This is a genomic window from Shewanella denitrificans OS217 (genome assembly GCF_000013765.1).
Lineage (GTDB): Bacteria > Pseudomonadota > Gammaproteobacteria > Enterobacterales > Shewanellaceae > Shewanella > Shewanella denitrificans.
On the sequence record NC_007954.1, the window covers coordinates 3,511,322 to 3,537,899 of the forward strand.

The 26,578-nt window shown below is 44.5% G+C and carries 23 protein-coding genes; 9 read left to right on the plus strand and 14 right to left on the minus strand.

The features are described from left to right. Positions 1 to 17: 17 nt before the first annotated feature. Both SDEN_RS15270 and SDEN_RS15275 read left to right on the plus strand, forming a co-directional pair. A complete protein-coding gene (locus SDEN_RS15270) occupies positions 18 to 2,798 on the plus strand; it encodes a cation-transporting P-type ATPase (RefSeq protein WP_011497366.1) in 2,781 nt (926 codons plus the stop codon). A 215-nt stretch (positions 2,799 to 3,013) separates the two neighbouring features. Then, positions 3,014 to 5,146: a prolyl oligopeptidase family serine peptidase gene (locus SDEN_RS15275; RefSeq protein WP_011497367.1), complete on the plus strand. Its 2,133-nt coding sequence runs from the start codon at positions 3,014 to 3,016 to the stop codon at positions 5,144 to 5,146. 83 nt (positions 5,147 to 5,229) lie between these two features. Here SDEN_RS15275 and SDEN_RS15280 read toward each other — a convergent pair whose 3' ends face one another. Both SDEN_RS15280 and SDEN_RS20565 read right to left on the minus strand, forming a co-directional pair. After that, entirely contained in the window at positions 5,230 to 5,622 is a 393-nt protein-coding gene (locus SDEN_RS15280; protein ID WP_011497368.1) for a ribosome recycling factor family protein, read from the minus strand. 88 nt (positions 5,623 to 5,710) lie between these two features. Then, positions 5,711 to 5,854 carry a hypothetical protein gene (locus SDEN_RS20565; protein WP_157599868.1) on the minus strand — a complete coding sequence of 48 codons (144 nt, stop codon included), beginning with the start codon at positions 5,852 to 5,854 and terminating at the stop codon, positions 5,711 to 5,713. Positions 5,855 to 6,028: 174 nt separating this feature from the next. Here SDEN_RS20565 and trmH point away from each other — a divergent pair, with 174 nt between their 5' ends. The 3 genes from trmH to SDEN_RS15295 all read left to right on the plus strand — a co-directional run bounded on the left by trmH (position 6,029) and on the right by SDEN_RS15295 (position 9,570). Beyond that, entirely contained in the window at positions 6,029 to 6,730 is a 702-nt protein-coding gene (gene trmH / locus SDEN_RS15285; protein WP_011497369.1) for a tRNA (guanosine(18)-2'-O)-methyltransferase TrmH, read from the plus strand. A 58-nt stretch (positions 6,731 to 6,788) separates the two neighbouring features. After that, positions 6,789 to 7,829 (plus strand): phosphotransferase family protein, encoded by a 1,041-nt coding sequence (locus SDEN_RS15290; RefSeq protein WP_011497370.1) that lies wholly within the window; start codon positions 6,789 to 6,791, stop codon positions 7,827 to 7,829. Positions 7,830 to 8,949: 1,120 nt separating this feature from the next. Next, entirely contained in the window at positions 8,950 to 9,570 is a 621-nt protein-coding gene (locus SDEN_RS15295; protein WP_041405838.1) for a protein disulfide-isomerase, read from the plus strand. Positions 9,571 to 9,890: 320 nt separating this feature from the next. Here the strand turns inward: SDEN_RS15295 and SDEN_RS15300 are convergent, their stop codons facing one another. The 12 genes from SDEN_RS15300 to SDEN_RS15360 all read right to left on the minus strand — a co-directional run bounded on the left by SDEN_RS15300 (position 9,891) and on the right by SDEN_RS15360 (position 21,996). Then, entirely contained in the window at positions 9,891 to 10,331 is a 441-nt protein-coding gene (locus SDEN_RS15300) for a hypothetical protein (protein WP_041405839.1), read from the minus strand. 171 nt (positions 10,332 to 10,502) lie between these two features. Then, positions 10,503 to 10,931, minus strand: coding sequence for a rod shape-determining protein MreB (locus SDEN_RS15305; protein WP_011497373.1), 429 nt, complete (start codon positions 10,929 to 10,931; stop codon positions 10,503 to 10,505). A 111-nt stretch (positions 10,932 to 11,042) separates the two neighbouring features. Then, entirely contained in the window at positions 11,043 to 11,885 is an 843-nt protein-coding gene (locus SDEN_RS15310) for a DUF2071 domain-containing protein (protein WP_011497374.1), read from the minus strand. A gap of 11 nt (positions 11,886 to 11,896) precedes the next feature. Then, positions 11,897 to 12,055 (minus strand): hypothetical protein, encoded by a 159-nt coding sequence (locus SDEN_RS20570; protein WP_157599869.1) that lies wholly within the window; start codon positions 12,053 to 12,055, stop codon positions 11,897 to 11,899. Between the two features lie 386 nt (positions 12,056 to 12,441). Continuing rightward, positions 12,442 to 12,867 (minus strand): hypothetical protein, encoded by a 426-nt coding sequence (locus tag SDEN_RS15315; RefSeq protein ID WP_041405841.1) that lies wholly within the window; start codon positions 12,865 to 12,867, stop codon positions 12,442 to 12,444. A gap of 1,013 nt (positions 12,868 to 13,880) precedes the next feature. Further along, positions 13,881 to 14,222, minus strand: a complete 342-nt coding sequence (locus SDEN_RS15330; RefSeq protein WP_157599870.1) for a hypothetical protein — start codon at positions 14,220 to 14,222, stop codon at positions 13,881 to 13,883. 167 nt (positions 14,223 to 14,389) lie between these two features. Next, entirely contained in the window at positions 14,390 to 14,707 is a 318-nt protein-coding gene (locus SDEN_RS15335) for a DUF2834 domain-containing protein (RefSeq protein ID WP_011497375.1), read from the minus strand. Positions 14,708 to 15,317: 610 nt separating this feature from the next. Then, on the minus strand, positions 15,318 to 16,730 hold the full coding sequence (gene dbpA, locus SDEN_RS15340; protein WP_011497376.1) for an ATP-dependent RNA helicase DbpA: 1,413 nt from the start codon (positions 16,728 to 16,730) through the stop codon (positions 15,318 to 15,320). A 132-nt stretch (positions 16,731 to 16,862) separates the two neighbouring features. After that, complete coding sequence (locus SDEN_RS15345; RefSeq protein WP_011497377.1) at positions 16,863 to 17,729, minus strand: pirin family protein; 867 nt, start codon at positions 17,727 to 17,729, stop codon at positions 16,863 to 16,865. A 252-nt stretch (positions 17,730 to 17,981) separates the two neighbouring features. Continuing rightward, entirely contained in the window at positions 17,982 to 20,051 is a 2,070-nt protein-coding gene (locus SDEN_RS15350) for a PhoX family protein (protein WP_011497378.1), read from the minus strand. Positions 20,052 to 20,205: 154 nt separating this feature from the next. Then, positions 20,206 to 21,438: a DEAD/DEAH box helicase gene (locus SDEN_RS15355; RefSeq protein WP_041405845.1), complete on the minus strand. Its 1,233-nt coding sequence runs from the start codon at positions 21,436 to 21,438 to the stop codon at positions 20,206 to 20,208. A gap of 93 nt (positions 21,439 to 21,531) precedes the next feature. Further along, complete coding sequence (locus SDEN_RS15360) at positions 21,532 to 21,996, minus strand: hypothetical protein (protein ID WP_011497380.1); 465 nt, start codon at positions 21,994 to 21,996, stop codon at positions 21,532 to 21,534. Positions 21,997 to 22,264: 268 nt separating this feature from the next. Between SDEN_RS15360 and SDEN_RS15365 the strand changes: the two genes are divergently transcribed. The 4 genes from SDEN_RS15365 to ygfZ all read left to right on the plus strand — a co-directional run bounded on the left by SDEN_RS15365 (position 22,265) and on the right by ygfZ (position 26,439). Beyond that, a complete protein-coding gene (locus SDEN_RS15365) occupies positions 22,265 to 22,459 on the plus strand; it encodes a hypothetical protein (protein ID WP_041405846.1) in 195 nt (64 codons plus the stop codon). Positions 22,460 to 22,932: 473 nt separating this feature from the next. After that, the gene (locus SDEN_RS15370) at positions 22,933 to 23,667 is read left to right on the plus strand and encodes a substrate-binding periplasmic protein (protein WP_011497381.1); all 735 of its coding nucleotides are present in this window, start codon (positions 22,933 to 22,935) and stop codon (positions 23,665 to 23,667) included. A gap of 143 nt (positions 23,668 to 23,810) precedes the next feature. Beyond that, a complete protein-coding gene (locus SDEN_RS15375) occupies positions 23,811 to 25,304 on the plus strand; it encodes a methyl-accepting chemotaxis protein (protein ID WP_011497382.1) in 1,494 nt (497 codons plus the stop codon). Positions 25,305 to 25,482: 178 nt separating this feature from the next. Beyond that, a complete protein-coding gene (gene ygfZ, locus SDEN_RS15380) occupies positions 25,483 to 26,439 on the plus strand; it encodes a tRNA-modifying protein YgfZ (RefSeq protein ID WP_011497383.1) in 957 nt (318 codons plus the stop codon). Positions 26,440 to 26,578: the final 139 nt, after the last annotated feature.

The window sequence follows — 26,578 nt, forward strand, 5'->3', positions numbered from 1 at the left end:
TCATAAGGACTGAGTTTATGAGCCAAGTTGTAGCATCCACCTCACCCCCCCCCAAAGAAACCCAAGTACAAGTACAAGAATCGTGGCATGCCATGACGCCAGAGCAAGCCTTTGAAACCCTTGAATTAGCCAAAGAAGTGACAGATAAAGGACTGAGTAAGGCTCAAGTTCAACAAAGATTAGCCCAATTTGGCGCCAATGAACTCACCACAAGCGAAGGCAAGAGCCCATTGATGCGCTTCTTAGATCAGTTCCATAATGTGCTTATTTATGTGCTCATTGGCGCGGGGGTCATGACGGCGGCGCTGCAACATTGGATAGATGCTGGGGTGATTTTCGCCGTGGTGTTAGTCAATGCCATTATCGGTTTTATTCAAGAAGGCAAGGCTGAAAATGCCCTAAAAGCCATACGCCAGATGCTGTCATCCAATGCCATCGTGCTCAGAGACGGTAAACATTTGACAATCAAAGCCGCTAACTTGGTCCCCGGCGATATAGTGTTACTGCAATCAGGTGATAAAGTGCCTGCCGATATCAGACTATTTAAAGTCAAAGGCTTGCAGGTACAGGAAGCAGCGCTAACTGGCGAGTCCTTGGCCATAAGTAAAGACACTCTCGCGGTGAATGAACAAGCCGTACTGGGTGATCGTCTTTCAATGGCCTATTCAGGCACCATAATCACCCACGGCCAAGGCACTGGGGTTGTGGTGGCGACGGGCATGTCGACGCAGATAGGTCATATTAGTGCACTAGTGGCCAATGTGGACAATGTAACCACCCCGCTACTCAAACAGATGGCGCAATTTGGTCACTGGCTCACCTTAGGTATTCTGGTTATCGCCGCCATTAACTTTGTTTTTGGGGTACTGGTTCACGGCTATTCGATGACGGACATGTTCCTCGCCTCGGTGAGCCTTGCCGTTGCCGCGATCCCTGAAGGCCTACCAGCGATCATGACCATCACCTTAGCCATAGGCGTGCAGCGAATGGCTAAGCGCAATGCCATTATCCGTAAACTCCCGGCGGTAGAAACCTTAGGGGCTGTGTCTGTTATTTGCTCAGATAAGACCGGCACCTTGACCCGTAATGAAATGACCTTAAGCAGCATAGCCTGCTACCAACAAGGCTTTAGCCTCTCTGGTGCGGGTTATGATCCCCATGGCGATGTTTTCCTTGAAAATAGCACAGTGCCACTGCAGTTGGAGCAATATCCTGTTTTGCAACAAGCCTTACAAGCCGCTGTGTTATGTAACGATGCTAGCCTAAGTCAAGAAGATAGCCAGTGGTGCGTGAGCGGCGATCCCATGGAAGGCGCGTTATTAACCGCAGGGATGAAGTCAGGCCTAGATCTTGATTTTGAAGCTAAAGCCTTTCCCCGCACAGACTTTATCCCCTTCGAGTCTGAGCATAAATTTATGGCAAGCTTGCACCACAGCCACCACGGACAAGCGTTTATTTATCTCAAAGGCGCACCAGAAAAAGTACTGGAAATGTGCGAAAGCCAGCTTAGCACCACAGGTGAAAGTCCCGTAGACAAGGCCTATTGGCTTAAACAGATTGAATACTTAGCCCAACAAGGCCAACGAGTCTTAGCCATAGCCGTCAAACAGGTCGAGCAAGAGCAGCGTGAGCTTGATTTTGAACATGTAGAGCAAGGCATGGTGATGCTGGCGCTGTTTGGGCTTATCGACCCTCCCCGTGAAGAAGCCATCGCCGCAGTGGCCCGCTGCACTAAGGCAGGCATTCAAGTGAAGATGATCACCGGGGATCATGGGATTACTGCTCTGGCTATCGCCAAGCAACTAAAGCTTGCCAATTCGAGCCAAGTGCTCACGGGGCAAGAGCTGGATACGCTCGATGATGAAAGCCTCGCCTACCAAGTGCTAAACATAGACGTATTTGCCAGGGTGACCCCAGAGCACAAATTACGCCTGGTGAGATTACTGCAAGAGCAAGGACTGATTGTCGCCATGACTGGGGATGGTGTTAATGACGCGCCGGCGTTAAAACGCGCCGATGTGGGCACAGCCATGGGGCAAAATGGCACAGAAGCCGCCAAGGAAGCTGCCGAAATGGTGTTGGCGGATGATAATTTCGCCTCCATCAGCCATGCCGTTGAGCAAGGGCGCACGGTTTACGACAACATCAAGAAAGCCATTATCTTTATCCTGCCCACCAATGGCGGTGAAGCCTTAATCGTATTGGCCGCCGTGCTGCTGGGCTTTACTCAGCTGCCCATGACACCGGTGCAAATCCTCTGGGTCAATATGATCACCGCCGTCACCTTGGCCTTGTCACTGGCTTTTGAGCCATCGGAAAAAAGCGTGATGCAAAGGCCCCCAAGAAACGCCGCCGATCCATTATTATCGGGTTATTTACTCTGGCGGATCGGCTTCGTATCGCTGATTTTAATGCTGGGCACCTTCGGTTTATTCCTCTGGGAGCAAGCTCAAGGTCATGGCATCAATCTGGCTCGCACTGTGGCGGTCAATACTTTGGTCATGTTCGAAATATTCTACCTGTTTAGCGCCCGCTACATCTCTGCCCCTGTGCTTAACTGGCGCGGGCTAACGGGTAACTATTATGTCCTCATTGCCATCGCGGTATTAGTGGTATTTCAGCTGCTATTTACTTACTCAAGCCCGATGCAAACCTTGTTTGGCACCACAGATATCAGCCTTGCCATGTGGGGCCGCATCATACTGGTATCATCGAGTGTGCTTGTTTTGGTAGAGCTTGAGAAATACCTTATTCGCCGCTTCGCAAGTCATGCCTGGCAGAAACGTCATTTGAGCTAAGCCGCTTGCCGTTAAACGCTGATAATTCGTTGATTTTATCCTTAAGGCCCTAGTTCAACTTGAACTAGGGCCAGAAAGCACTCAGTTACAATTAAATTCCCTTAAACCTGCAGGTCCATTTGGTTTTTCACTTAGATTCAGTTAGCTTATTCAGCTCTGTGCTTCAACAAGTTGAGGCTAAACAATAATTAATAATAAGAATAGGGATTAAAGACATGAATAAAGCACTCGTTTCATTGTGCGTCTTAAGCGCTATCACAGCAGGCCAGGCATTGGCAGAACCCGCATCAGAGCAAAAAGCATCAGCAAAAAACGCAAAAACTGCTGTGCAAGCAGATAAATTCCTATGGCTTGAAGAGGTGGAAGGCACTAAGCCCCTCGCCTGGGTTAAGGATAAAAACGCTCACAGCGCCACTAGCATTAAGTCTTACCCAGGTTTTGATACCTTAGTGAATAACTCACTGGCCATCCTTAACAGCAAAGACAGGATCCCCTATGCCGAACGCAAGGGTGAGTACCTGTACAACTTTTGGAAAGATGAAACCCATGTTCGCGGCATTTATCGCCGTACTAGCCTCGCGGAATATGTCAAAGATGAACCTAAGTGGGAAACCGTATTAGATATAGACGCCATCGCCAAGGCGGATGATGTCAGCTGGGTCTATAAGGACATCAATTGCTTAGCGCCTAAAAACGACTTATGTCTCGTATCATTATCGCGCGGCGGCGCAGATGCCGTAGAAGTGCGAGAATTTAATCTAACCACTAAAAGCTTTGTTAAACAGGGTTACCGCTTACCAGAAGCAAAATCGGATCTCACCTGGTTAACTCAAGATCAAGTGTTAGTGGCCACCGACTTTGGCGGCGAACAGGGCATGACAGATTCGGGCTACCCCAGCGTAGTCAAATTGTGGCAGCGTGGTGACAGCTTAGATAAGGCCAAGTTTATCTATCAAGCGGATAAAAGCTCAGTGGCCGCGGCGGCGCAAGTCCTCGATGATGGCCAATCAAAAGTGGTGCTTATCGGTGACTACCTCACCTTCTATACTAACAAGGTTTTTGTCTACGCCGACGATAAACTGACCAAGCTAAATATCCCTCAAGATGCTGATATTAAAGGTTACTTTAAAGGCAACATCTATATTGAACTTAAGAGCGTCTTAAACACAGATAAACAGCAATTTGTCCAAGGCGCAGTGCTCTATGCCCCAGTTGATTCGCTGATGAGTGATAAACCTGAATACCAACAGCTGACAGCCCCAGATGCGCACTCATCCATAGCACAAGTGGCATTTAGCAAAAATGCGGTATACGTTAACCTGCTAGAAGATGTGAAAAGTAAACTGGTTCGTTTTGAGCCAAAAGATGATAACAACTGGACACAAACGACCGTACCATTCGATGCCAACGGCAGTCTGACCCTATTTGACATACAGCAAGACAGCGACGATTTCTTCGTCGATTACAACAGTTTCCTCGAGCCGTCTAGCTTCTATCAAGTGAAAGGGGCCGCTCTTGCTATCAATAAACTAAAGTCATTACCACAGCAATTTGCCGCGGATAAATTTGTCACTAAGCAGTACTTCGCCACCTCAAAAGATGGCACTAAAGTGCCCTATTTTGTGGTGATGGACAAAAATCTTAAGTTTAATGGTAAAAACCCAACTTTGTTATACGGTTATGGTGGATTTGAAGTTTCACTAAAGCCTAAATATTCCGCCGATATGGGTAAAAATTGGTTAGAACAGGGCGGCGTATACGTGCTTTCTAACATACGCGGTGGCGGTGAATACGGCCCAGCTTGGCACCAAGCGGCCCTAAAGCACAATCGTCACAAGGCTTATGAGGATTTTGAAGCGGTAGCGGAAGATCTTATCAGCCGAAAAATTACTTCAAGCCCGCATTTAGGCATTCAAGGCGGCAGCAATGGCGGCCTACTTATGGGGGCAGCCCTGACTCGCCGTCCAGAACTATACAATGCCGTCGTTTGCCAAGTGCCCTTATTGGATATGCAGCGCTTCAGTCAGCTATTGGCAGGCGCCAGCTGGATGGGTGAATACGGTAATCCAGAAGTGGCTGAAGATTGGGCCTACATCAAGACCTATTCGCCTTACCATAACTTAGATAAAGCTAAGCAATACCCTAAAGCTTTCTTTACCACCTCAACCCGAGATGACAGAGTCCACCCCGCGCACGCCCGTAAAATGGTCGCCAAGATGGAGTCCATGGGCATTGATGTACTCTATTATGAAAACATGGAAGGGGGTCATTCTGGCACCGCTGACAACCAGCAAAAAGCCGAGCTTACCAGCCTAGTGTACGCTTACTTGTTGCAGCAGTTAAAATAAGGTTACCATCATTTATTTAGTATAAAAATCAATAGTATAATAAAAGCCAGTCATAGACTGGCTTTTGTTTTTTTCTTTAAACACTAATCCCAGGTGTCCTCATTAAAACGGGCGAGCCTGGCTTCTGCTAAGCTGCATTCGCTGGCCTGCATGAGTTCACCTAAGGTTATGTTTGGCTTTGCAGCAATCATACGGGCAAGCTTTTCCGCTAACGGCTCTAGCTTATCACTATGGTTAAGCAAAGCGCTGTCAAGCTTCTGAATAAGGTGGCGAAACCCCTGTGTATCTTGCGTTTTCAATTCGGCGTTAAAGGATTGTACCGCCTTAGCGCCACCGACTAACAACCAGTTTCTCGAACGACGCACACGCTTAAGTTCACAATGATATTGCGTTGCTATGATTTTGGCTTGCTTAGTCTGCGCTCCCCCTATTCGATGAATAAGCGCGGGCAGTGAAATATTAATGTCTTCATTCATGGCATGCTGTGAACGCTGGATTTAGCTTTATTCTGTTCCGCTTCGATTGACTCGACTCGTTAAAAATAGTTGTTTAACTTACCACTCTCTAATCCAAAGAGACACTGTGCCACTCTCTAACCCAAAGAAAAGACACGGTTAAAGCCCCACGTTGCTCTGCCAATATGACTGGCATTTTTAGCCTGTGGCCTTTAAGGGTATAATGCCAGCCAACATCATCACACTGCGCCATCGCGGACTCGTTACCAAGCCCCTAGAGCGCCTCCCATCACTAATATAAAGTATTAATAAAAAGTCTTGATAACAAGTATTGATGACAAATGATGATGAAAAATCTTGAGCTTTTTTTATTGAATATGCAGCCGAATGTGCTGTTGAACTGAATCCTGAATAAGTAGATTGCCCCATGAGCCCAGAACGTTTTGCCCGCATAAACCAGATGCTAGATAACCGACAAATCGATTTAACGGTATGCCTAGATAAAGTACATAAAACCAATAATATCGCGGCGGTTATTCGTTCGGCGGACTGTGTCGGCATACATCAAATTCATGCCGTTTGGCCAGATATCGACATGCGAGTATCGGGTAATACCGCCTCGGGCAGCCAGCAGTGGGTCAAGACCATCAAACACTACCGTTTTGAAGAGGCAGAGCAAGCCTTTAACGCCCAAAACATGCAGATTTTAACCACCACCTTTTCTGACACAGCAGTGGATTATCGCGACATTGATTATACCAAGCCCACTGCCATAGTCATGGGTAATGAGCGTGATGGCACTAGCCCTGAGGCCATAGCCGCAGCTTCACAGCACATCTTAATCCCTATGATAGGCATGGTGCAGTCACTCAATGTATCAGTGGCCGCGGCCCTTGTTATGTACGAAGCCCAGCGGCAACGACAATTGGCCAATATGTACGGCACCCGTAAACTCGACCATGCCTACTGCCAAACCATGTTGTTCGAACAGGGCCACCCTGTCTATGCTAAGGCGTGCCGCCGTAAACAAATCCCCTACCCCTCCATAGATGAGCAGGGCCAAATTGTTGCCAGCACAGAATGGTGGCAACGAATGCGCGCCCCGGATCCCCAAGCGCTAACCTGCTAAAGCATTAACCCTGATACGGGTTGAAACGCTAGCAACCACTTAGCCTTAACCGAGTCACATGATGAAAACAGAACCTAGCATTAATCTTAGTCTCAAGCGGCTTGTGGAAAATCCAAGCTATGCTGACGCCTGTGACATCTTAGATGAGCGCCCCCTCGAGTTTTGGCTGCCGACCATTGAGGTAATATTAAGCCAACACCAACTAGCGAAAAAAACCGTGCTACGAATAAGCAATGGCAGTAATGCCTTATTCGACATAGATAATGAATACATTCTAAAGCTAGTGCCACCAAACTGGGATTATCAAGGCATTAGTGAGGTGACGTCGCTAACACTGCTTAATCTGGCTAATCACTCAGAAAACCTCTCTTTAGCTGTCCCTAAAATGATCGGTTTTGGCAGAGTAGATAACTGGTTTTATGTGATTATGACTAAACTCAAAGGGCTATCTATGGCCACTGTTTGGCCAGATCTTAATACAGCACAGAAATTGCCTCTGGTTAAACAACTCGGTCAATTTATGACAGAGCTACACCAAATAACCAGCACACAAGCATTCACTCCAGACCCAAGACTCAGCGTCGATTGGCCTGAGTATATTAAGGGATTAATTTCCGATAGTGTCCCAAGGCATGCTCGTAAAGGGGTTAGCCCAGAACTCGTCACCCAAATTTCTGACTATTTACAGGCTGCTGACAGTGATTTTAATGACATCCATGCAGTGTTTATTCATATGGATTTGCACCCATGGAACTTAATGGTCGAAAAACATCATGGGCACTATCGGCTCTGCGGTGTGGTAGATTTTGGTGATGCCCTAGTGGGAAACTGTCAACTACTCGAATTAGCCACGCCAATTATTTTTGTCTGCCAAGGGAATAAAACCTTAATAGATGAGCTAGTTGCAAACTACTCGCCCCTTAATGAAGTCTATCTAGATAGGCAAGTATTGCAGCGGCAATTAATGGCTGTCAGTTTAATTCGGCCCGCATGTGATTTTAACTTTGTGTTGCAGCAAGTGCCGCAAAGCGGCAAGCGTGATTCATGGCAGGCGATTGCAAAACAACTTTTCCCGCTATACAAAGGTCGGCCAGCGTAATTTAACTGTGGCACCCATAGTTAAATTTTGAGTGTAGTATTTTAAATCAATTAGTTACGAAAATTCTAAAAAGGTGGAACATAACGCTTCACCACGAGAAAGGCGAGACGACCGTTCATCGCGGCATTTGTAAGTCCTTTACATTAGACGGGATTTTTGAGCCTTGTAATGGTCATATGAATAAAATGGACCATGGCAAGCCTGGATGGCAGAGTCTCAGTTAGCTTGTTTGTACCTTAAAGAGTGTTCTGAATAAGCTCAATTGGTGATCTCGGCCATTGGACTAACGTCCCGAGTGACGCCGTCAACACGTCCCTGTGGGCTCGGGCGCAGCATCCCTGCTGCTCACGCACTCGAGCCATTTAGTCCAACACCCTCTCATTAGCTTCAGTGTTACCGTTTAGATAAAAAAATCAGCATGTTTGTGTATATGCATGATGATTAAGTGCTGGCACGTTTTTGCGCCAAAGTGAGTTTAGAAGGTGTCCAAACTCCGTTTGGATTAACGTCGTGGGGAGTTGGTGCAACCTGTGAATGTACAGTTAAGGTTAACATAGGCGTAGGTTTAGACTTTAAGAGCTAACAGATTACGCTAATGCTACAAAGGTGAGCTATGAGTTTTTGCGAGACGACCGTCTGCCCCATGGACGGGGCAGTCGAGCATACAGGGACCGTACTTGCTGCGTGTCGAAGAGCGAAAGCCATAGTAAGCCTGTATGTTAGAGTTAACTTGTTTTGGCCCCCAAAGGATGTTTGATGTACTGGAATTAGCTTCAAGGTGATTTCGGCCATTGGACTAACAACACGAGTGACGCCGTCAACACGTCCCTGTGGGCTCGGGCGCAGCATCCCTGCTGCTAACGCACTCGAGCCATTTAGCCCAACACCCTCCCATTAGCATCAGAGTTACCGTTTAGATAAAAATCCAGCATGTTTCTGTATGTGCTTCATGATTAAATTCTGACGCGTTTTTGTCCAAAAGTGAGTTTAAATTTCATTGCGCTGTTACATCTAGGGTAGGCCAAATTCAACTATTGAGTGCTTTCAATTTTTCAATGATTGAATAATGCCAATAAACTCACTAGGATCGGCGCATCTGTCAGCCCACAAGAATTCACCCATGAATACTGAACTTTATTTTATCTACGATTCCCACTGCCCTTGGAGCTATGCCGCCACCCCTTTAGTGAACGCATTACAAGCAGCCTACCCCGAAATGAAGGTTAACTTGTTGCACAGCGCCCATTACATAGGCAAAGACAGTGCAGGTGAAGAGCAGATGCAGGCGGCTGCGAGAATAAGCGGACTTAAATTTGGTCGCGATCACATTCGCTACGCCAACAGCCCTAAAAGCTCGATAAAAACCGCAAACTTTATGGCATGGTTACAGGACAAGCAGGCCGATAAGCAATTGGCCGTGCTCAATGCATTGCAAAGAGCCCATTTCATCGAAGGTAGCCCACTGGACAATAAACACGATTTCACTGCCATAGTGGAAACCTTTAAGCTGTCACCCTCCAATAAAGTGTTTAAAGACGAGCTCAGCATGGACGCGGAATACGCACTAGACGGCATTGAAGAAATTCAACAGGTGATAGGCACCACAGGCTTTCCTGTGCTAGTGATGACCTTAGACGATAACGCCATCTTTATCGACCACTCAAAATACTTAAGCAGTCCTCATGCCGTCGTCGCTGCGGTTGAAAAAGAAATTGCCGTATTGAAATTAGCCAAAGAATAAAGCGAATAAACACTATCAAAATACCAAGGTTTTGGACTGTGTCTTACCCCAAGATTTAATGACCTCAAGCCTGATGCAAGAAAGCTGTGAGCACAGGGTGCTCACAGCCTCATATTTACGACGTTTTCCCGCCTTTTGCCTCAGCTTTGCTATCCGCCTTATGCTCAAGCAAGATTAAGGAATTTCACTGCTAAAGGGGCAATATGACATGAGCGGCGTGGCTCATCTTTTTAGCTTTTGTGTTAACAGTTAACTTCAAAGCATTAAAGCCAACTATTCATGCTGGCTCGATCGCTAATTTCGTTAGTCTAATGCCCGTGTTATTTTTCATTAACTTCACAATATACTTTTTTATAAACTTGATAAATATTAACTGACCACAACACATCTACCACAATTAAAAGTAACATTGCGCCAAAAAAGTCAAACCACCCCATCAATAATGAATACATACCTGTTAAAGCATAGACTAAAAAGAAGTTCTGCTTAAATTCATCATCGTATCTTAGTAGCTTGAGCTCTTCGCCAGAAATAAACGTTAACAAAAAAATAACGGCAAACACTCCAACACCAACAACATCGCTTAAAAATACAAAATACAAGGTAAATTGCATTGAGAAAACAGGTATCCCGGCAATTTTTACGAAAAAAAATGGTTCAAGAAGCTCAGCATTCCTATAAGGATTTTTTAAATTCATAATAATACCAACATCAAACAACAATCTGGCTAAGTCACTATAAATTTTTACTCTGGGTTGCACCGTTAAACCTTAGTTTCCAAAGTGCCACACCATAAAAATTATGATTACCAGATAGAATATAAAAACCACCACATTTGAAGCCACACTCTTGCTGACTTGTTGTGTGCTGAACTCTTCATTTTCTTTAATGTCCTTAAAGTTTAATGATGAAATGCACAGTGGCAAGCCAGTCTATAGCTTAACTTCAATTGCACCTGCCCCTACAGCAAGCTCTCTAAAGGCTCGCTTCTCTATCATAGTTAAGCCACCTTCAGTTTTTTCCATCGGATGGATGATGACTTTTGGCCTTGGACGCAATGACTTAATATTACTCAGTTTAGTAAAAGCATATTGAAGTAACTTTTCGCCAACATAAAAATCTGAGAACAAGACTCTAGGGTGAGAAAATGGATTGACTGATATTTCGTTTGAGGCTAGATGTTGATTGGCTATGCTACCTATTCCCGAGATGATCTTTTCACCTTTATCAAATATTTTTATGATGACATAAGGGGCATCGTCAAAGACCTCACCAGTGGATATATCTGTAACCTTAAGCCTGTTCTCCCATATCTGTACATAGAGAACGGATGCAAAATGAGAAAGTATCCTTGTTAACATTCAATGTATCCTCGACAACTCATGTCGTTTAAAGTGACTCAAAATAATTGACTACAATCTATTCAAAAAAGCAACTATCCAACAAATTTAACAGTGGACGGGCCGTTAATTCTACTTCAGCACTTTTGGCGGTAAATAAATAGTAAATTCGTTTAAAGGTTCAATCAGTACGCTATGTGCTATTTGTTGCTCTTCTTGAGTGACTAAGCCCAAGCGTGACAACAAGCCAAAACTAGCCGATTTGAGGTTTGCGGATGCAACCTTTAATTGCTTATGCCACACACGATACGTACCTAACTTACCATCGCGGCGATGATAAAAACCTGCTAATGGGTGAGTTAAATACACAAGTCCGGTTTCGGTATCAGGAAAACCAGATAGCTCAAATTGGGCATCTTTAGTTTGAGTTAATTCAACACTCGCAGGCGCCCAAGTCGCATCAGTGGTCATTTTATATTTAAGGTATATTTGCTGTGATTCATCAAAATCACAATCAAATTTAACGTCACCACTATACCAAGGTAAATTCCAGAGAAATTTAGGTACTGCAAGTGTCCATGAGTCTAAGGTGGTACCGAGGAACCAAACACAACGTTCATTTGTTTCTTTATCAATAATATAAATTCGATAGTTAGTTTGGCCCATAGTAAATTTTGGAAATGGATAAACCGCTGAAGTGAAATCCACATCGATAAAAGGCACGACTGAAATTAGCGCTTTTTCTACCCCATCAATTTGCAAGCAATCTAATTTAAACCTGTCAGGAAAGAGACCATCGAATCTAGAAGGATCGACTGCGTAAGTAATTATCGCAAAGTGCTGTAATTTGCATAGAAGATCAATCCCTTTAGGGGATGGTTTCGGGTGTATAAAATTGATTAACTTTAGTGATTCCAACGCAAAACCTTCCTTGAAATATAATGCCTTAGTATTAGCACAAATGCCGATCGACATCCTAAGATAGTTTATAAAATTTTATGCTGGGTGGCACCGTTAATTCGCAGGTTGGTTAAGCTAATCTCAAAATACACATAAAAAAACGGCCCTCTGTGGGCCGTTTTTTTTGCTCTGCTGACGCCATGGAATGAATGGCCGTCTCGCAACACCTCATGGAGAAACGCCATAGCTCACCTTTTTAGCTTTTTTGTTTGCTGTTAATTTAAAAGCATAAAACAAAAAATTTTAAACTGGATGATACCGAAGAACATGGCATACGGACTCGCCATGACACCTCACTCATCGACACGCGTGCTTTTTGAAAACAGAAGGTACCTGTAGCTCACTTCGACGTCCAATTTCTTAAACAAGAAGTAGACGGTCACTTCACGAAACATCATGGTTCACCTATTTAGCTTTGGTGTAATCTGTTAACTTAAAAACATAAAGCGAAAATTTCATGCTGGGGAATTTAAAATGGGTTACACCATTAATTCAGCTTGCACGTAAATCAACTTTGAGCAGCCATTTTTTTAAATTTTATTCTGCCCATTAGCTAAGCCAGTTCAGACGACTAACCTATTCCTGATAATTCACTCAAACCAGGAAAGTTATTAATAGGACTACGAAAAAACCATCCAGTAAACAACATAAGACCAAGGGAAATAGCATCAATTAACCATACAAACACTGTAATTTGATACTTTTTCTTGTTTGGCCAACGTTCCCATTTGGCTTCAACTAACTTGAAGGACTTGCCATTTGTTGTTTTGCCATAAATAAACCTCTCTATAGTTAGTATTCCTAGAGCACCTATTATTAAAGCTCCACCCTTTTCAATAGATGTAAAGTGCACCACTATTATAATGAATGACGCTAGCCATAAAACCAATGGCAGAGAAACGCAACGTTTCGTATATATATCAATATTAACATCGCAATGATTCTTTATATGTTGTAACTTAGCTAAATAAGCTAAAGCATAGGCATTTTCAAACACTACTTACCTCTATGGCATTCAATTATTTTTGCCAGTCATTGTAAAACAATAACATTACGCTATTTTTGGATGTGTTCAAGTAAGGTTAAGGCATTTTACAGATTGAAGGTCGATACGATGTGAACTTATGACTTCTGATTAGCTAAATAGGTGGATTTCATTAATAAAATAAAACGACAACGTCACGCTGGGTGGCACAGTTAATTGTTATCGCCGAACTCGACTTGACCCGTTTTTTATATTGGTCACCCTCGTTATAAGCTGCGGTTGTCGAGATCATTTCGAGTAACTGCTCACCAAGGTAGATTTCTAAGGTTAAAAACTTTATCCACTTCCAAAGCGATATATTTTCGCTTCTCCCCCTAAAAATCAGTGAAAAGATACTATCTCTCAAACTGTGTCCTCCTATCTGAATAACAAGATCTGGCCTGCCATGGTAAAACACTGAAATTCAGCATACAGGCTTGCCATAGCATTCACTCAACAACACGCAGCAAGTATCTCCATGTATGATCGAACATCCCGTCCATGGGATGAACGGTCGTCTCGCAAATTGCCATGGTTCACCTTTTTAGCTTCTGTGTAACCTATTAACTTAAAAGCATAAAACACAAACTTTACGCTGGGTGGCACCGTTAATTGTTTATTTTGTCTAAGATCGTACACTAGTGTAATAATAAGTGATAATTTCTACGCACAACGAAGTATGCTTCCCGTAACATTTTCAAATGCTCTATTTGGGCCGCCGTTGAGTTAAAAGTAAGCGTAACATCACCTCGCCCCATTATAATATCGAAATCGGTATCGAACGAATCTCCCTCATTCTTCCGATAGTAGTTGTAAAACTCTTCAGGTATTGGCACACATACGATTTTTCCCGATTTAAGGTATATTCCAATATGACAGATGGGCATTTTAACGGGTTTACGAAGATATTTTATCTGTAACGGCGAAACAGAGTAATCATACGGTATAAAATCGTCATATAAACCAGCCATATTAGAGAAATCAATTTAAAACTCTTCAACGCTATCATTAGTGGCAATTGCTATATTTAGTTCGTCACCTTGAAGGGGGAAAATGTCTGCATTGCTAGAATGGACCAAGTAACCATAGTTGTTATCGTTAAACTCTGGTTCACACCAGAAAGCCTTCTTTTTTACGACTCGAACATGATCAACTTCAACTACAGAATCCTTATGATTTCTAAGTCTCAATTTTAACGAATTGTTTTTCACTATCACATTAGCTTTAATGCTTGGGCGCTTCTGGTACCACCAAAAAATAAAAGGAATGATTGCGCCGAATACACTGACATAAGGAGCCATATTGATTAATGTAGTCACAAAATTCATTCCAACCCTCTTCGTTTTTCAGCGGTGGTTAAGTATAGGCAAGCACAAGATAACAGAAAAAAAGATGTGCGAGAAAGATGAGATGCGTGAACTTATATCATTTAGAAACAAATAGTGCTGCTGCAAGACTGTCCATGCCAAGAAGTAGCTAAAGTTTCTTGACCTTGTTATATTTGGTCTCTCCCGCCATTGTTTGGCCTAAGCACTAAATACAACAATGGACCTATAGAAACAAATATTAAAGTTAGTACAGCATAAGGCAACCAGTGTTTGATTGTTTTACCTCTATTCTTAATATCTTGATACATCCAAACTAGCGCTAGAATAGCCATAATATACAAATCCATGACGACCTGTGCTGTATCTGGGCTTGATATTAATTGATAGCCGAAACTGAGGAGTGATTGTTCTGCAATAGTCATCGTATAACCTGTGTAACCTGCAAACAAAACCAATAAGATGAGAGATACTGCCCTAATATTCAAAATTCAATTCCCTATGATGCCCAGTATTTTAAATTATACATTTTAGTATTTATGTGCTGTTTGCAAGGCATAAATCACGTGCTGGACTTAGCCGATGCCACCACAACGTACATATTTAGGTTCATGCTATAGCAATTCTCTTATTTTCGGTAGATGTTTTTTAGAACAAATGTCAGTTAATCTGTTGTTCTAATTACAACTCTCTAGGTATATTCCATGATAAATCATCATTTTCAATCACCCTTTAATGCCCTTCTACGCTAATGCCACGACATTAAGACCCAACGTTATCTATTTGAGCTAAATGAGCATACTGATGCTAATGGAGGGTATTGGACTGAATGGCTCGAGTGCGTGAGCAGCAGGGATGCTGCGCCCGAGCCCATAGGGACATGTTGACGGCGTCACTCGGGACGTTAGTCCAATGGCCGAGATCACCTAAGCATTTTAATAAGTTCCCTTATTAAATTCAGAAACATAAATATCCTAGGCTGGCATTCAGCCAAAGCAAAACCCCAAGAAGTGCTAACTTCTTGGGGTTTTGTGGTCTCATAAACACTGCCACCAGCATGCGAAGTGGCAGGTTTATTGCGTCATAATTAACGCAAGATTATAAAAGCCAGGCGCGGTAGCTGCGGCCCTTAAGCTTACCTTTGTTCAATTTATTCAGCGCTTGATTAGACACATTGCGCTTTACTGCCACATAGGCGCGAATATCCGTTACCTTGATTTTACCGATATCGTTGGCATCTAACCCGTTATCACCAGTAAGGGCACCGACTATGTCGCCAGGGCGAATTTTCTGCTTCTTGCCGCCTTCAATTTGAATGGTCACCATGTTGGCCGCCAGCGGGGTTTTATTTAGCACGTTCAAGCCTGGCAAGGCTTCGGTGACTATTTCAATATTTAACATTTCTTCAATCATGGCGACCTTATAGCCGTCATCATGCCCGATAAAACTGTAGGCGGCGCCGGTACTGCCAGCACGGCCTGTACGGCCAATGCGGTGAAGATGCACTTCGGCATCATAGGCTAGGTGGAAGTTAAATACCGCATCTAAGGCATCGATATCTAAGCCGCGAGCCGCCACATCGGTGGCCACCAGAATACGTGCGCTCTGGTTGGCAAATTGCAGTAACATTTGATCGCGATCCCTTTGCTCCAGATCCCCATGCAGTGCCAGCACACTAAAGCCAAACTCGGCTAATTCATCAGCCACCTGCTGAGTCTCACGTTTGGTATTGCAAAATACCACCGCACTTTCAGGTTGCTCACTGAGCAGCAATAAACGCAGCGCTTCTAGGCGTGATTTGTTGTCTTCAAGCTGATAGAAATGTTGTTCTATGCTGATGGCGTCATGGGTCGACTCGACTTTGACCATCACAGGCTTGTACATTATCTCATCGGCAATGGATTTAATTTGATCTGGGAAGGTGGCGCTGAATAACAGCGTCTGACGCTCACGGGGAGTTTGCTCAATAATGGCATCTATGTGATCTTGAAAGCCCATTTCTAGCATGCGATCCGCTTCATCGAGCACTAGCATGTTCACATTGCTTAAATCTAAACGGTTGCGATCTAAATGATCGATTATGCGCCCTGGAGTGCCAACAATAATATGGGCACCATGTTCAAGGGAGCCCACTTGTGGCCCCATAGGGACGCCGCCACACAAGGTTAATACCTTGATATTGTGAATGCCGCGAGCCAAGGTGCGGATCTCCTTGGCGACTTGGTCGGCCAACTCACGCGTTGGGCACATGACCAAGGTCTGAATGCGAAAACGCTTCACATCCAATTTATTCAACAAACCTAAGCCGAAAGCGGCAGTCTTACCCGAGCCGGTTTTGCCTTGGCCAATCACATCATCACCGGCCAAAATTGGCGGTAAGCTCTGAGCTTGGATTTGAGTCATGGATTCATAACCCATGGTCTTGAGGTTCTCAAGCAGTTCAGTTTTAAGGGAAAGCGATGAAAACGCCGTGTTAGCGACTATTGGGCTGTCTGAGTTACTCAAGGTCATATCCTGTATGGCAGAAAACAAAGGGCCAAAACATCGAATAATGCTCTGGCCTGATGGCGCCTATTGTAGCAAGCTTAACGGGGTTTTGCTGGTTTATCTTTGCCATGACTTGGGCTTTTTAAGCCCATGTGGTTAGCTTATTTTGCCAAACTTGCCTTGCTGATAATCGCTAATGGCTTGGTTTATTTCGGCTTGGGTGTTCATCACAAACGGGCCGTGATGGACGATGTCCTCAGCAATTTTAGTGCCGGCAAGCAAGAGTAATCCTGCGCCTTCGCTTGAGGCCTTAAGCCTGATGCTCGCTTGACTGTCTAATATCAAGAGTTGCCCCGCGCTCGCTAGCGCTTCATTGCCTGTCTTGTCTTGATAAATCAGCTCGCCCTGATACAGATAAAGGTTAACCGTTTGATGCTGCGACAGTGCTAATTCAGCCACGCCTTGTGACGTTAATGTCACGTCAGCAATGGCGCCATTGGCGGCCAAACCAGTTAATAGACCATCCACAAATCCAGTATTTTCTGCAAAAGTCCATTGACCCGCTAAGGCCTTTAATACGGCGCCTGTGCTATTAGATATCTGTGGGATAGCCTGCCCTGCTGTATCTTGATAACGGGCTGGGCGCATCTTGTCTTTAGCGGGCATGTTTATCCAAATCTGGAAGCCATGCAGGCCCTCATTGTTCTCAATGAGCGGCATTTCAGAGTGAATAACCCCGCTGCCTGTGCTCATCCACTGAGCGTCGCCGCTGCGAATGGCTTTGACATTGCCCAGTTGATCTTTGTGCTCGAAACCGCCCTTCAATATATAGGTGAAGGTCTCTATGCCTCTGTGAGGATGAGGCGGAAACCCACCGATAAAATCTTGCTCATCATTAGATTTAAGTTCATCGACCATCAAGTAAGGATCGAAGCGTTGCAAATTAAAGTCGGCAACTCGGCGAATATTGACGCCGTCTCCGTCCATGGCTGGGCGGGCATTAAAACTGTGAGTGACGTTCATGGATTATCCCCTTAGGTATGAATGACTGCTTGAGCCAACGTAATTGAGCCATAGTGATTGAAGCACGGCTTCAAGCTATAGACTCAGGTTAACACCCACTTAAGCGAATGAAAAACGCAAAAAATATCAAATTACATTCTAAAAAATCGAACCGTAAAGCATGGAGAATAAAAATGCCCTAAAAGTTAATTTAGGGCATTGAGTGCAAATGCGAAGTACGCTCTATGGATGATTAAGGAGTATCAGGAGGGCTTACAAGCCGACTTCAGTGCCATCGAGTTTACGAATAACCACAGTCGCCGCCCTTGGACGCACGCTGGTGCCTGCTGGGGTCACTTCGGCGGCATTATCTGAGTATGGCCAGTTATCAGGATGCTGAATATTGGCAAACACGCTGGTGTAGTCTGGCGTAATAGCAAAGCCTGTTACTTCACAGCCATTGGGGCCCACAAAGAAACGCTTGAGTTCGGCTTGATTATCGGCATTTAACACTTGCTGCTTGTCACTGCTGTCTCGAAGGCGGGATGGCACTATAGCGAGCATTTGATCGTTAGTATCATCTTCGACTTCATCGGCGCCGTTATCGGTTTGTACCCACAAGATGCCGCGGTTATCAAAAGCTAAGCCGTCTGGGCTGGCAAACTGATTTAAGTCGGTAAGTCCAGAGACATTCGTTTGCGCATCAGCATCCGCTGGCGAGCCAAAGACAAAAATATCCCAGCTAAATTCTGTGTCTTTATCGCCTTCATCCCAGCGAATAATGTGGCCGAAGTTATTTTTAAGCCTTGGGTTGGCGGCATTGGTTTCTGTGCGCTTAGAATTATTGGTCAGAGTTAGGTATACACTGCCAGTGAAAGGGTCTACCGTGCACCACTCGGGTCTATCCATGGGGGTTGCCCCCACAAGGTCCGCAGCCCCAGCGGTATTGAGTATGATGGCCGCTAAGGTATCAAAGCTGTCCCCTAAGGTTTTGCCCTCTGTGGTTAGGCTATCTAAGGTCAAAGGAAGCCATTCACCCACGCCATCTTCAGAGAATTTGGCCACATAAAGCGTGCCATCATTCATGTACTTGTCGCCTGTGCTTAAGCGATTGCTTGTCTTGGCATCGGCCTCATCCCACAGGGCATTTGAGACATATTTGTACAGGTATTCAAAGCGTGAGTCGTGACCTGAGTAAAACACGACAGGTTTGCCCACTGCAAGCTTGCCAAAGGTACAACCCTCATGGCGAAAACGCCCTAAAGCCGTGCGCTTAACTGCGCGAGAATTGGGGTTATAGGGATCAATTTCAACAATATAGCCGTGGCCATTGGCTTCATTACGATAATCACCACTGGCATTACTGGCTGTTGGCGTCACATCGAAGCGGGCAAACTCATCGAGGCGCTCATCATTATTGCCTGCCAACTCATCCCAGCCATAACGAGTGCTTGAGCTTGAAATGCCAATGCGCTGCTGATCGTTACTTAAGGCACCTTTATTAACAAAATACCCGGGCCAGTTCTCTTCACAGGTTAAATAGGTGCCCCAAGGCGTACTGCCATTGCCGCAATTATTGAGTGTGCCGCGAGCTTGACTGCCATCGGGTGAATAGCGAGTTTCAAGGTAGCTGCTGTAAGCCATGGGGCCTGCTATATCCATGACGCTAGCACCGGTAAAACGGCGATTATGCTTATCATTGGTTTGTACTTGCCAGCGATTATCAATGAGTTTAATTCGCACCACAGACACACCGTGAGCATTAATTTCTTTACGAATTTCATCAATCTCGGTACGCAGACCTGTAATACCATCGAAACTTGGGCCATTGGGATGCAGTGCATCTTGATCTATGTATTCATGGTTAATGCACAGCAGGCCATCATCTTTGGCATCATTAAGGGGGAAAAAGTGCATGCCATCATGGTGCATGCCTACGGCATTGGCTTGATCTTCAGCCGTGTTGCTGCCATCGGCTTTCCAAGGCGCTGCCTTAGTGTTTAGCGGCGTACCCCAGGGGGCCAATACATAGGCGCTATAGCCTGCGGGAATAGCCACCCCATCAAGCTTTGAGCCTGCAATAGACTCAAAACCCAATACCGCTGAACTTTTATTCACAGGCGTTGGCGTTGGTGTCGGGGCTGGACTGGGAGTCGGAGCAACAGCTTGGTTATTATCTGAGCCACAACCAACCAAACCCGCGCCCGCAAAGGCCGTCATGGCGCTCAGCCCTAGACCACTTTTAACAAAATTGCGTCTAGAAAGCTGTTTATCTAATACTTGGCTGAAGGTCTGATTCTGGCTGTGGTTATAACGCTTAGGATCGAAGGTGGCCTTGCTCATAAATACATAGTCCTTAAGTCACACTCAAGCTTAACGCTAGAGTTATCAGTTCATTGTGATTGGCTTTTTAGGGTTATTCGCGCTTTGTTCGCTGCGATTGCCTGACTTAGACTAATGACTGATTGTGACAATAAGGACGCAATTAGATGACAGTTTAACGCTTAGCTTTAGCCCCTAATGCTTTGCGTCTTGCTTGTTGCTTCTGGCCCGCTTTAGTGTGCTTGCGCCCCAAAGTGACCTCTTTAGTTAAGTCTGGCTCAAAGCCTGGGTACCACTGTTGAGGTAAACGCCTATCCAGCAAGGTTTCTAAACTCATCAGTTTTGCAGTGTCTTCGATAGCAAACAAGGTCACTGCGATGCCATCCTTTCCCGCACGCCCTGTGCGGCCAATGCGGTGAATGTAATCTTCACTCACATGAGGCAATTCATAGTTGACCACATAATTGAGGTCCTCAATATCTAGGCCCCTGGCCGCGACATCAGTTGCCACTAATACTTGCACCTTTGCTTGAGAAAAATCCTTAAGCACTGACTCCCGTACGCTTTGAGATAAATCGCCGTGAAAAGCCAGTGCTTCAATGCCACTTTTTTGCATCTGACAGGCTAAGTTGTCGGCGCCTTGTTTAGTGCGAGAAAATACCAGCACTTGTTGCCAGCGCTCTTTGCTTAACAAGTGACATAACAGGCTTAACTTGCGCTCCTCATCCACGCAATAAACTCGCTCCTCAATTTTGGCGACTTTAGTATTGGCTTTAGCGACTTCAATCACCTTAGGCTCATTGAGTAAGTTTTTACTAAAACTAAAAATACTGTCGTTGAGTGTGGCTGAAAACAATAATGTTTGACGCTGCTTAGGCAGGCGTTTTAATAAGTCAACAATTTCATCCTTAAAACCCATGTCTAGCATGCGATCCGCTTCATCAAACACTAAGTATTCAACATGCTTAAGGGACACTGCCTTATGGCGTAAATGATCCAGCAACCTGCCTGGAGTGGCCACTAGAATATCCACACCCGCTTTAAAACTGCGCACTTGCTCGCCAATACTCGCCCCGCCATAGGCAATAGCATGCTTAAGTTCGGTCCCCTGCAGCAGCGCATGGATATTGTGCTGCACTTGCAAAGCAAGCTCACGAGTAGGGGTAAGGATAAGCCCTTTAATGACCTTGCCTTGATGTGCTTCTTCGCTTTGCATCAATAATTTATGCACTAAAGGGATCGCAAAGGCGGCAGTTTTACCTGTGCCCGTTTGGGCGCCTACGAGTAAATCATGGCCCAATAGGATTTCAGGTATGGCTTGTCGCTGTACTGGGGTGGGGTCAACATAAGATTGCGCCTTGATGGACGCTAACAGTACAGGGTGTAAGTTAAATGCAGTAAAAGACATCGTGATACTCATAGGGAATGCAGTCATTCATAAAAAACGCCCGTCGATGGGCGTTTTTCTTTAGTTTATGATTATAACAAATTAGCCAGTGATTTATCCCTGTGAAGAGTGGAATTTCGGCAAAGGCACTCGCTGAGCGAAACGATTAACCCCAAAGCCAATAAGTAAACCTAAAATAAGGCCTTCAGCTGCAAACCAAAATGGCGATTGCAGCAACCCTTGCTCACCAAAGAGCCGTAAAATCATCGCCTGCATCACATCATAGGCGAAAAATGTCAGCACTAAGTTAAGCCAGCCGCCCATGATTGCAGACGTTAGCCACCAAGGCAGTTGACAGTTAAGCATGGGGTGATAATGAATTTGTGCAGCCATACCTATGACGGCGCCAAAGGTAATGTACCAGCACAATATCCCCCAGCGAATGAGTGGGCTAACTTCAGGTAGCAAGTAAGGCAACATAAAAAAACCAATAAGGCCGATAAACAAACCTAAGGCCTTCCCTACCACTATCTGCTGCATTAATGTGTGCTGATATTGAGCGTGAAATGTATCAAGCATATCTTCTTCCTTATTGTTAAGCTTGCTTGCACCATCGAGTGTCTTGCTAACCTTAGTCGCTCATGCAAAAAACGCCTACCCACCATGACAAGCCGTGATCTCGGCCACAGTTTCTGCACAATTTATCGCTAATCACTGAAACAGCTTAAGCCGACTATTGACGTTAATTGCCCTAGAGCATAGCATCGGATAAACACGCTTTAAATATACATGTTTATTGCGAAGACAAGTCAGTTACAGATGCAACCACATCCTAGGGGTATTCTAAATGAGCATTTCAGCAAGCAAACTGTTCCAAGCCTTTAAAAAATCAGAAAATAAAAATCAATTTACCGATGCAGCTGAACAGACCTCAGCGAGTTTGGTTGATACTGACGACTATGATAAGACGCAAGCGCAAGTGGTGACTAATGAACCTAAAAAGCATTCATGTTGCGGCGGTTGTGGTGGCGGTGGTCATTAATAAAAATGGTGAGGCTTAGCGCTGCTGACTAGATTAATCACCTTAAATGATGTAGCGCTTTATTCTACTGATGCTTAAACATAGCTTCTAGCCAAGTGCTAAGCATCATAATCCCTAACTCATCTATTCAAGCCCGCAGAAGATCTCATCCCTTTTGGATTAAGTACAGTGAAGCAGAAGTAACATTAATGGAACTTTAATAAAATCCAACTACTTATCAGCTCACTTTTAAAATTCCCGTCTATACTCAGAACGTTGGTTAAATCACTTTCAATAGGATAGTGGCATTGCGCTTAAAACAACCTTTTTCAGCCCCTTGTGCGATCACAAACGTTTCTGGGTCAAATGCCTACAATAGTGGCGCGAGTGAGAAGCCAAGATAGGAAAATACAATGCAGCATACCCACAAAACACACAGATGATACTAAGGCTTTACCCTCGGTAACGAATGCTATTACTTTTTAGGAGATGTTATGAAATTCAACTACAGCGTTCTTGGCTTGCTACTCGCCTGTTCAGCGATTTCTGTTAATGCAGAAACCGTTCACTTAAGCTCGTTAGATTGGGCGCCCTATTCTGGAAAAAGCTTAGAAAATCAAGGTGCCTCTGTGGTGGTAGCCAAAGCTGCATTTAAGGCTATGGGCCACGAGTTAGTGGTCGATTTTTTCCCTTGGAGCCGCGCCGTTAAACTCGCTTCAGAGCCAGGCTCTAAGTATGCAGGCTATTTTCCTGAATATTTATATGAGTCGAGCGAATTCACTTTTTCAGCTCCTATGGGACAAGGCCCGCTAGGCTTGGTCGAGAACAAGGCGAGTCCGATAAATTGGGCTGAGGTAGGCGATCTTGCTAAGTATAAGCTTGGGGTGGTGCAGGACTATGTCAACACAGAAGAACTTGACGCCCTAATCGCCAATGAAACCATTAAACCTCAAACTGTCACTTCAGATGAAATAAACGTGCAGAAAGTGGCGGGGGGGCGTATCGATGCTGCTGTTATTGATTCAAACGTGCTGAGTTACATGTTAGCCAATAACACTAAACTTTCATCAGTCAAAGATAAGGTTCAAATGAACACTAAACTATTGATGAATAAAGACCTATACATAGCATTTAGAAACGATGCCGATGGTAAAAAGTGGCAAGCGATTTATAATGAAGGCCTAGGTAAAATTGACATTAATTCACTCATGTCAGCTCACTTAAAGTGATGTTTCACCTATCCGAGGCCAGCAAAGTAAGTTGCTGATAGTAAACTAGACTATAAGGTTACAATATCTGCAGCTTCGCAAAAAATGTTGCAATAAATGGACTTAATTGCTTTGTTGCTCCCAAGCTAAAATGAGTACTGCTTATGTCTTTAATGAAATCGATTTCGTTTAAATTAATTATGGCGGCCTTAGTGACTGTGACTATTTTAGTCGTGGTATTTGGCGTTTATGATTACATCATTCAAAGTGAAAAACTTCAGCATAAGCAAGATGCTCAGATAACCTTGGTGGCATCGCGACTACAATTAAGCCTTCCCAGTGCTGTTTGGAACTATGAAGAATCGCAGATGGTGCGCATTTTAAATTCTGAGCAGCAATCGGAAGACGTGGCATTTTTAAGCCTGCATAATGACAAAGGTGAGCAAATTGCTCAGTCAGCAGGTGAATTAGGCAGTCGATTTGAAGAAGTAAAATTACAATATATAGAAGATGAAACCGCCACTGACATAGGTAGCGTTAAAGTCTATATCGACAACACCAGTATCAAGGAGGAATTATCAAGCTTAGCGTTCAGATTGATCATTAAAGCCTTATTACTGGATATCTTCTTAGTGACTGCACTTAGCCTACTCTTTAGTCGCGTGGTCACTCGCCCCCTTACCCATGTTGCCAACGCATTAGAAAATATTGCCAGTGGTGAAGGGGATCTCACCCGCAGGCTTAATGCTAGCCGTGACGATGAAATTGGCCGGGTATCTAACTCATTCAATGTGTTTGTTGAAAAAATTCAAACTTTGGTGCAATCCATACAAGTTTCTGTTGATGATGTATTCCGTGAAGCACGCAATGTGCATACTGGTGCTGAAGCCAGTCGAGGCCACGTCCATGACCAACAAATGGAAACGGATCAGGTGGCTGCGGCCATCACCCAAATGTCAGCCTCGGCAAAAGAAATTGCCAGCAGTGTGCAATTGTCAGCTGAATCTGCTCTGCAAGCTAATGTAGACGCTAAAGAAGTTTCCACCATCATCAATCAATCCATAAATTCCATTCAAGATTTATCCAGCCAACTCACAGAAGCCGCCTCAGTGGTGAACTCCCTAGAAAAAAATGTGGTTGGCATAGTATCGGTACTCGATGTCATCAGAGCTATCGCCGAGCAAACCAATCTACTGGCGTTAAATGCGGCAATTGAAGCCGCTCGAGCGGGAGAGCAGGGCCGAGGGTTTGCTGTGGTTGCCGATGAAGTGCGCGCGCTCGCAAGTCGCACTCAACAAAGCACCGCCGAAATTCAGCTCAGTATCACAAACCTTCAAGCTGGCGCTAAATCAGCGGTAAAAGTCATGCTAGAAAGCCAAACAAAAAGTGAAGCTTCGGTGAAAAATGCTCAAAGTTCAGGAACGGCTATTAATAGTATTTTGGCATCAACCGAGAAGATTACCGATATGGCAAGTCATATTGCGACAGCGGTTGAACAACAAAGTGCAGTATCAGAGGACTTGACCCACAACATCAATCGCATTGTGACATCTGGCCAAGACAATTTAAATCAATTGGATGTGATGAATAAAAACTCAGAGAGCTTAGAAACAACCTCAAAGACATTGAAGAAATTAACCAGCCAATTTAAAGCCTGAGTCAGTGCAATATAGAACCTAATATATAATACCAATCCGCACAGACTCGGATTGGTATTTTTGTCTAGTGAGTGATTTAACAAACAAATACCCATTACAGTCCTCGATAACGGCTTTGGTACTGACAGGATTTCCGTTACACTCTTGTCATTCTCCTTTCCTCTTTTAAGGACTAAAAATGTCAGTTTCCACTCAGTCTATGACTGATTTTTATCCCGTATCCGAAATCAATGCCGCACGCTTATCCCACTTCGGAATGATTGAAATCACAGGTGAACAGGCCAAAACCTTTATCAATGGTCAAGTCACTACCGATATAATCAGCATGACAGACGAGGAATGGCGCTGGGGAGCTCACTGCGACCCTAAAGGTAAGATGATAGCCAGTTTTAGGATTTTTCTCCTAGGAGAGCGCTTATTGATGCTTATGCCTAAGTCGACACTAGCCTTAGACTTAGCACAATTAAAAAAATACGCCGTATTTAGCAAGGCTGAACTCACAGATGTAAGTGATAGCTGGGCTATTTTAGGTCTTTGGGGGGAAAAATCAGTTGATCTGATGACTCAGCACTTTGGTGAACTCACCCAAGGGTTAACCGCCACAGAGCAAGGCGCCATCTTAAAGGACAATTTTGGTTTTATGGCTATTCTGCCCCAAGAGCAGGCTAACATCTTTATCGAGCAGGCAAAGCTTGAGCTTGTGGCTCATAAGGCATGGCAAGCATTAGAAATCGCAGCTGGCTATCCCAACATTGACAGTCAACACAGTGGTCAATACGTACCGCAAATGTGTAATCTTCAGGCCGTCAATGGCATTAGCTTCACCAAAGGCTGCTACATGGGCCAAGAGACCATTGCTAGGATGAAATACCGTGGCGGCAATAAACGCGCCCTATATATACTTGAAGGCACTACTCAGCGAACCCTGAGCACTGAGAGCCAAGTCGAGATCCAACTTGAAGGCGGCTACCGCAAAGTCGGTAATGTCATCGAAGTGGTGCAGGAAGGTGAAAGAGTATTAATGACCGCTGTGCTCGCTAACGATACTGAAGCAGATGCCGTGCTGCGAATGGCTGAAGATGAAAGCTCAAGCTTAGCCATCAAAGCCCTGCCTTACTCTTTGACCGAGGAATAGCAGACTTCTGAAGAAGAAACTTAAAGCGAGCTTAGGCTCGCTTTTTTATTTTTAAACTCTGGGAGGTATTATTGCTTACATTATTACTTATGGTATTACCTATGCAGCTTTGTTGCAGTGCTAACCCACCAAGTCTTTT

What these genes read in the sequence shown, in the direction of transcription:
- SDEN_RS15270 (WP_011497366.1), top strand. Translation starts at nt 18, where the DNA reads ATGAGCCAAGTTGTAGCATCCACCTCACCCCCCCCCAAAGAAACCCAA.
- SDEN_RS15275 (WP_011497367.1), top strand. Translation starts at nt 3,014, where the DNA reads ATGAATAAAGCACTCGTTTCATTGTGCGTCTTAAGCGCTATCACAGCA.
- SDEN_RS15280 (WP_011497368.1), bottom strand. Translation starts at nt 5,622, where the DNA reads ATGAATGAAGACATTAATATTTCACTGCCCGCGCTTATTCATCGAATA.
- SDEN_RS20565 (WP_157599868.1), bottom strand. Translation starts at nt 5,854, where the DNA reads ATGGCGCAGTGTGATGATGTTGGCTGGCATTATACCCTTAAAGGCCAC.
- trmH (WP_011497369.1), top strand. Translation starts at nt 6,029, where the DNA reads ATGAGCCCAGAACGTTTTGCCCGCATAAACCAGATGCTAGATAACCGA.
- SDEN_RS15290 (WP_011497370.1), top strand. Translation starts at nt 6,789, where the DNA reads ATGATGAAAACAGAACCTAGCATTAATCTTAGTCTCAAGCGGCTTGTG.
- SDEN_RS15295 (WP_041405838.1), top strand. Translation starts at nt 8,950, where the DNA reads ATGAATACTGAACTTTATTTTATCTACGATTCCCACTGCCCTTGGAGC.
- SDEN_RS15305 (WP_011497373.1), bottom strand. Translation starts at nt 10,931, where the DNA reads ATGTTAACAAGGATACTTTCTCATTTTGCATCCGTTCTCTATGTACAG.
- SDEN_RS15310 (WP_011497374.1), bottom strand. Translation starts at nt 11,885, where the DNA reads ATGTCGATCGGCATTTGTGCTAATACTAAGGCATTATATTTCAAGGAA.
- SDEN_RS20570 (WP_157599869.1), bottom strand. Translation starts at nt 12,055, where the DNA reads ATGGCGTTTCTCCATGAGGTGTTGCGAGACGGCCATTCATTCCATGGC.
- SDEN_RS15330 (WP_157599870.1), bottom strand. Translation starts at nt 14,222, where the DNA reads ATGAATTTTGTGACTACATTAATCAATATGGCTCCTTATGTCAGTGTA.
- dbpA (WP_011497376.1), bottom strand. Translation starts at nt 16,730, where the DNA reads ATGACCTTGAGTAACTCAGACAGCCCAATAGTCGCTAACACGGCGTTT.
- SDEN_RS15345 (WP_011497377.1), bottom strand. Translation starts at nt 17,729, where the DNA reads ATGAACGTCACTCACAGTTTTAATGCCCGCCCAGCCATGGACGGAGAC.
- SDEN_RS15350 (WP_011497378.1), bottom strand. Translation starts at nt 20,051, where the DNA reads ATGAGCAAGGCCACCTTCGATCCTAAGCGTTATAACCACAGCCAGAAT.
- SDEN_RS15355 (WP_041405845.1), bottom strand. Translation starts at nt 21,438, where the DNA reads ATGTCTTTTACTGCATTTAACTTACACCCTGTACTGTTAGCGTCCATC.
- SDEN_RS15360 (WP_011497380.1), bottom strand. Translation starts at nt 21,996, where the DNA reads ATGCTTGATACATTTCACGCTCAATATCAGCACACATTAATGCAGCAG.
- SDEN_RS15365 (WP_041405846.1), top strand. Translation starts at nt 22,265, where the DNA reads ATGAGCATTTCAGCAAGCAAACTGTTCCAAGCCTTTAAAAAATCAGAA.
- SDEN_RS15370 (WP_011497381.1), top strand. Translation starts at nt 22,933, where the DNA reads ATGAAATTCAACTACAGCGTTCTTGGCTTGCTACTCGCCTGTTCAGCG.
- SDEN_RS15375 (WP_011497382.1), top strand. Translation starts at nt 23,811, where the DNA reads ATGTCTTTAATGAAATCGATTTCGTTTAAATTAATTATGGCGGCCTTA.
- ygfZ (WP_011497383.1), top strand. Translation starts at nt 25,483, where the DNA reads ATGTCAGTTTCCACTCAGTCTATGACTGATTTTTATCCCGTATCCGAA.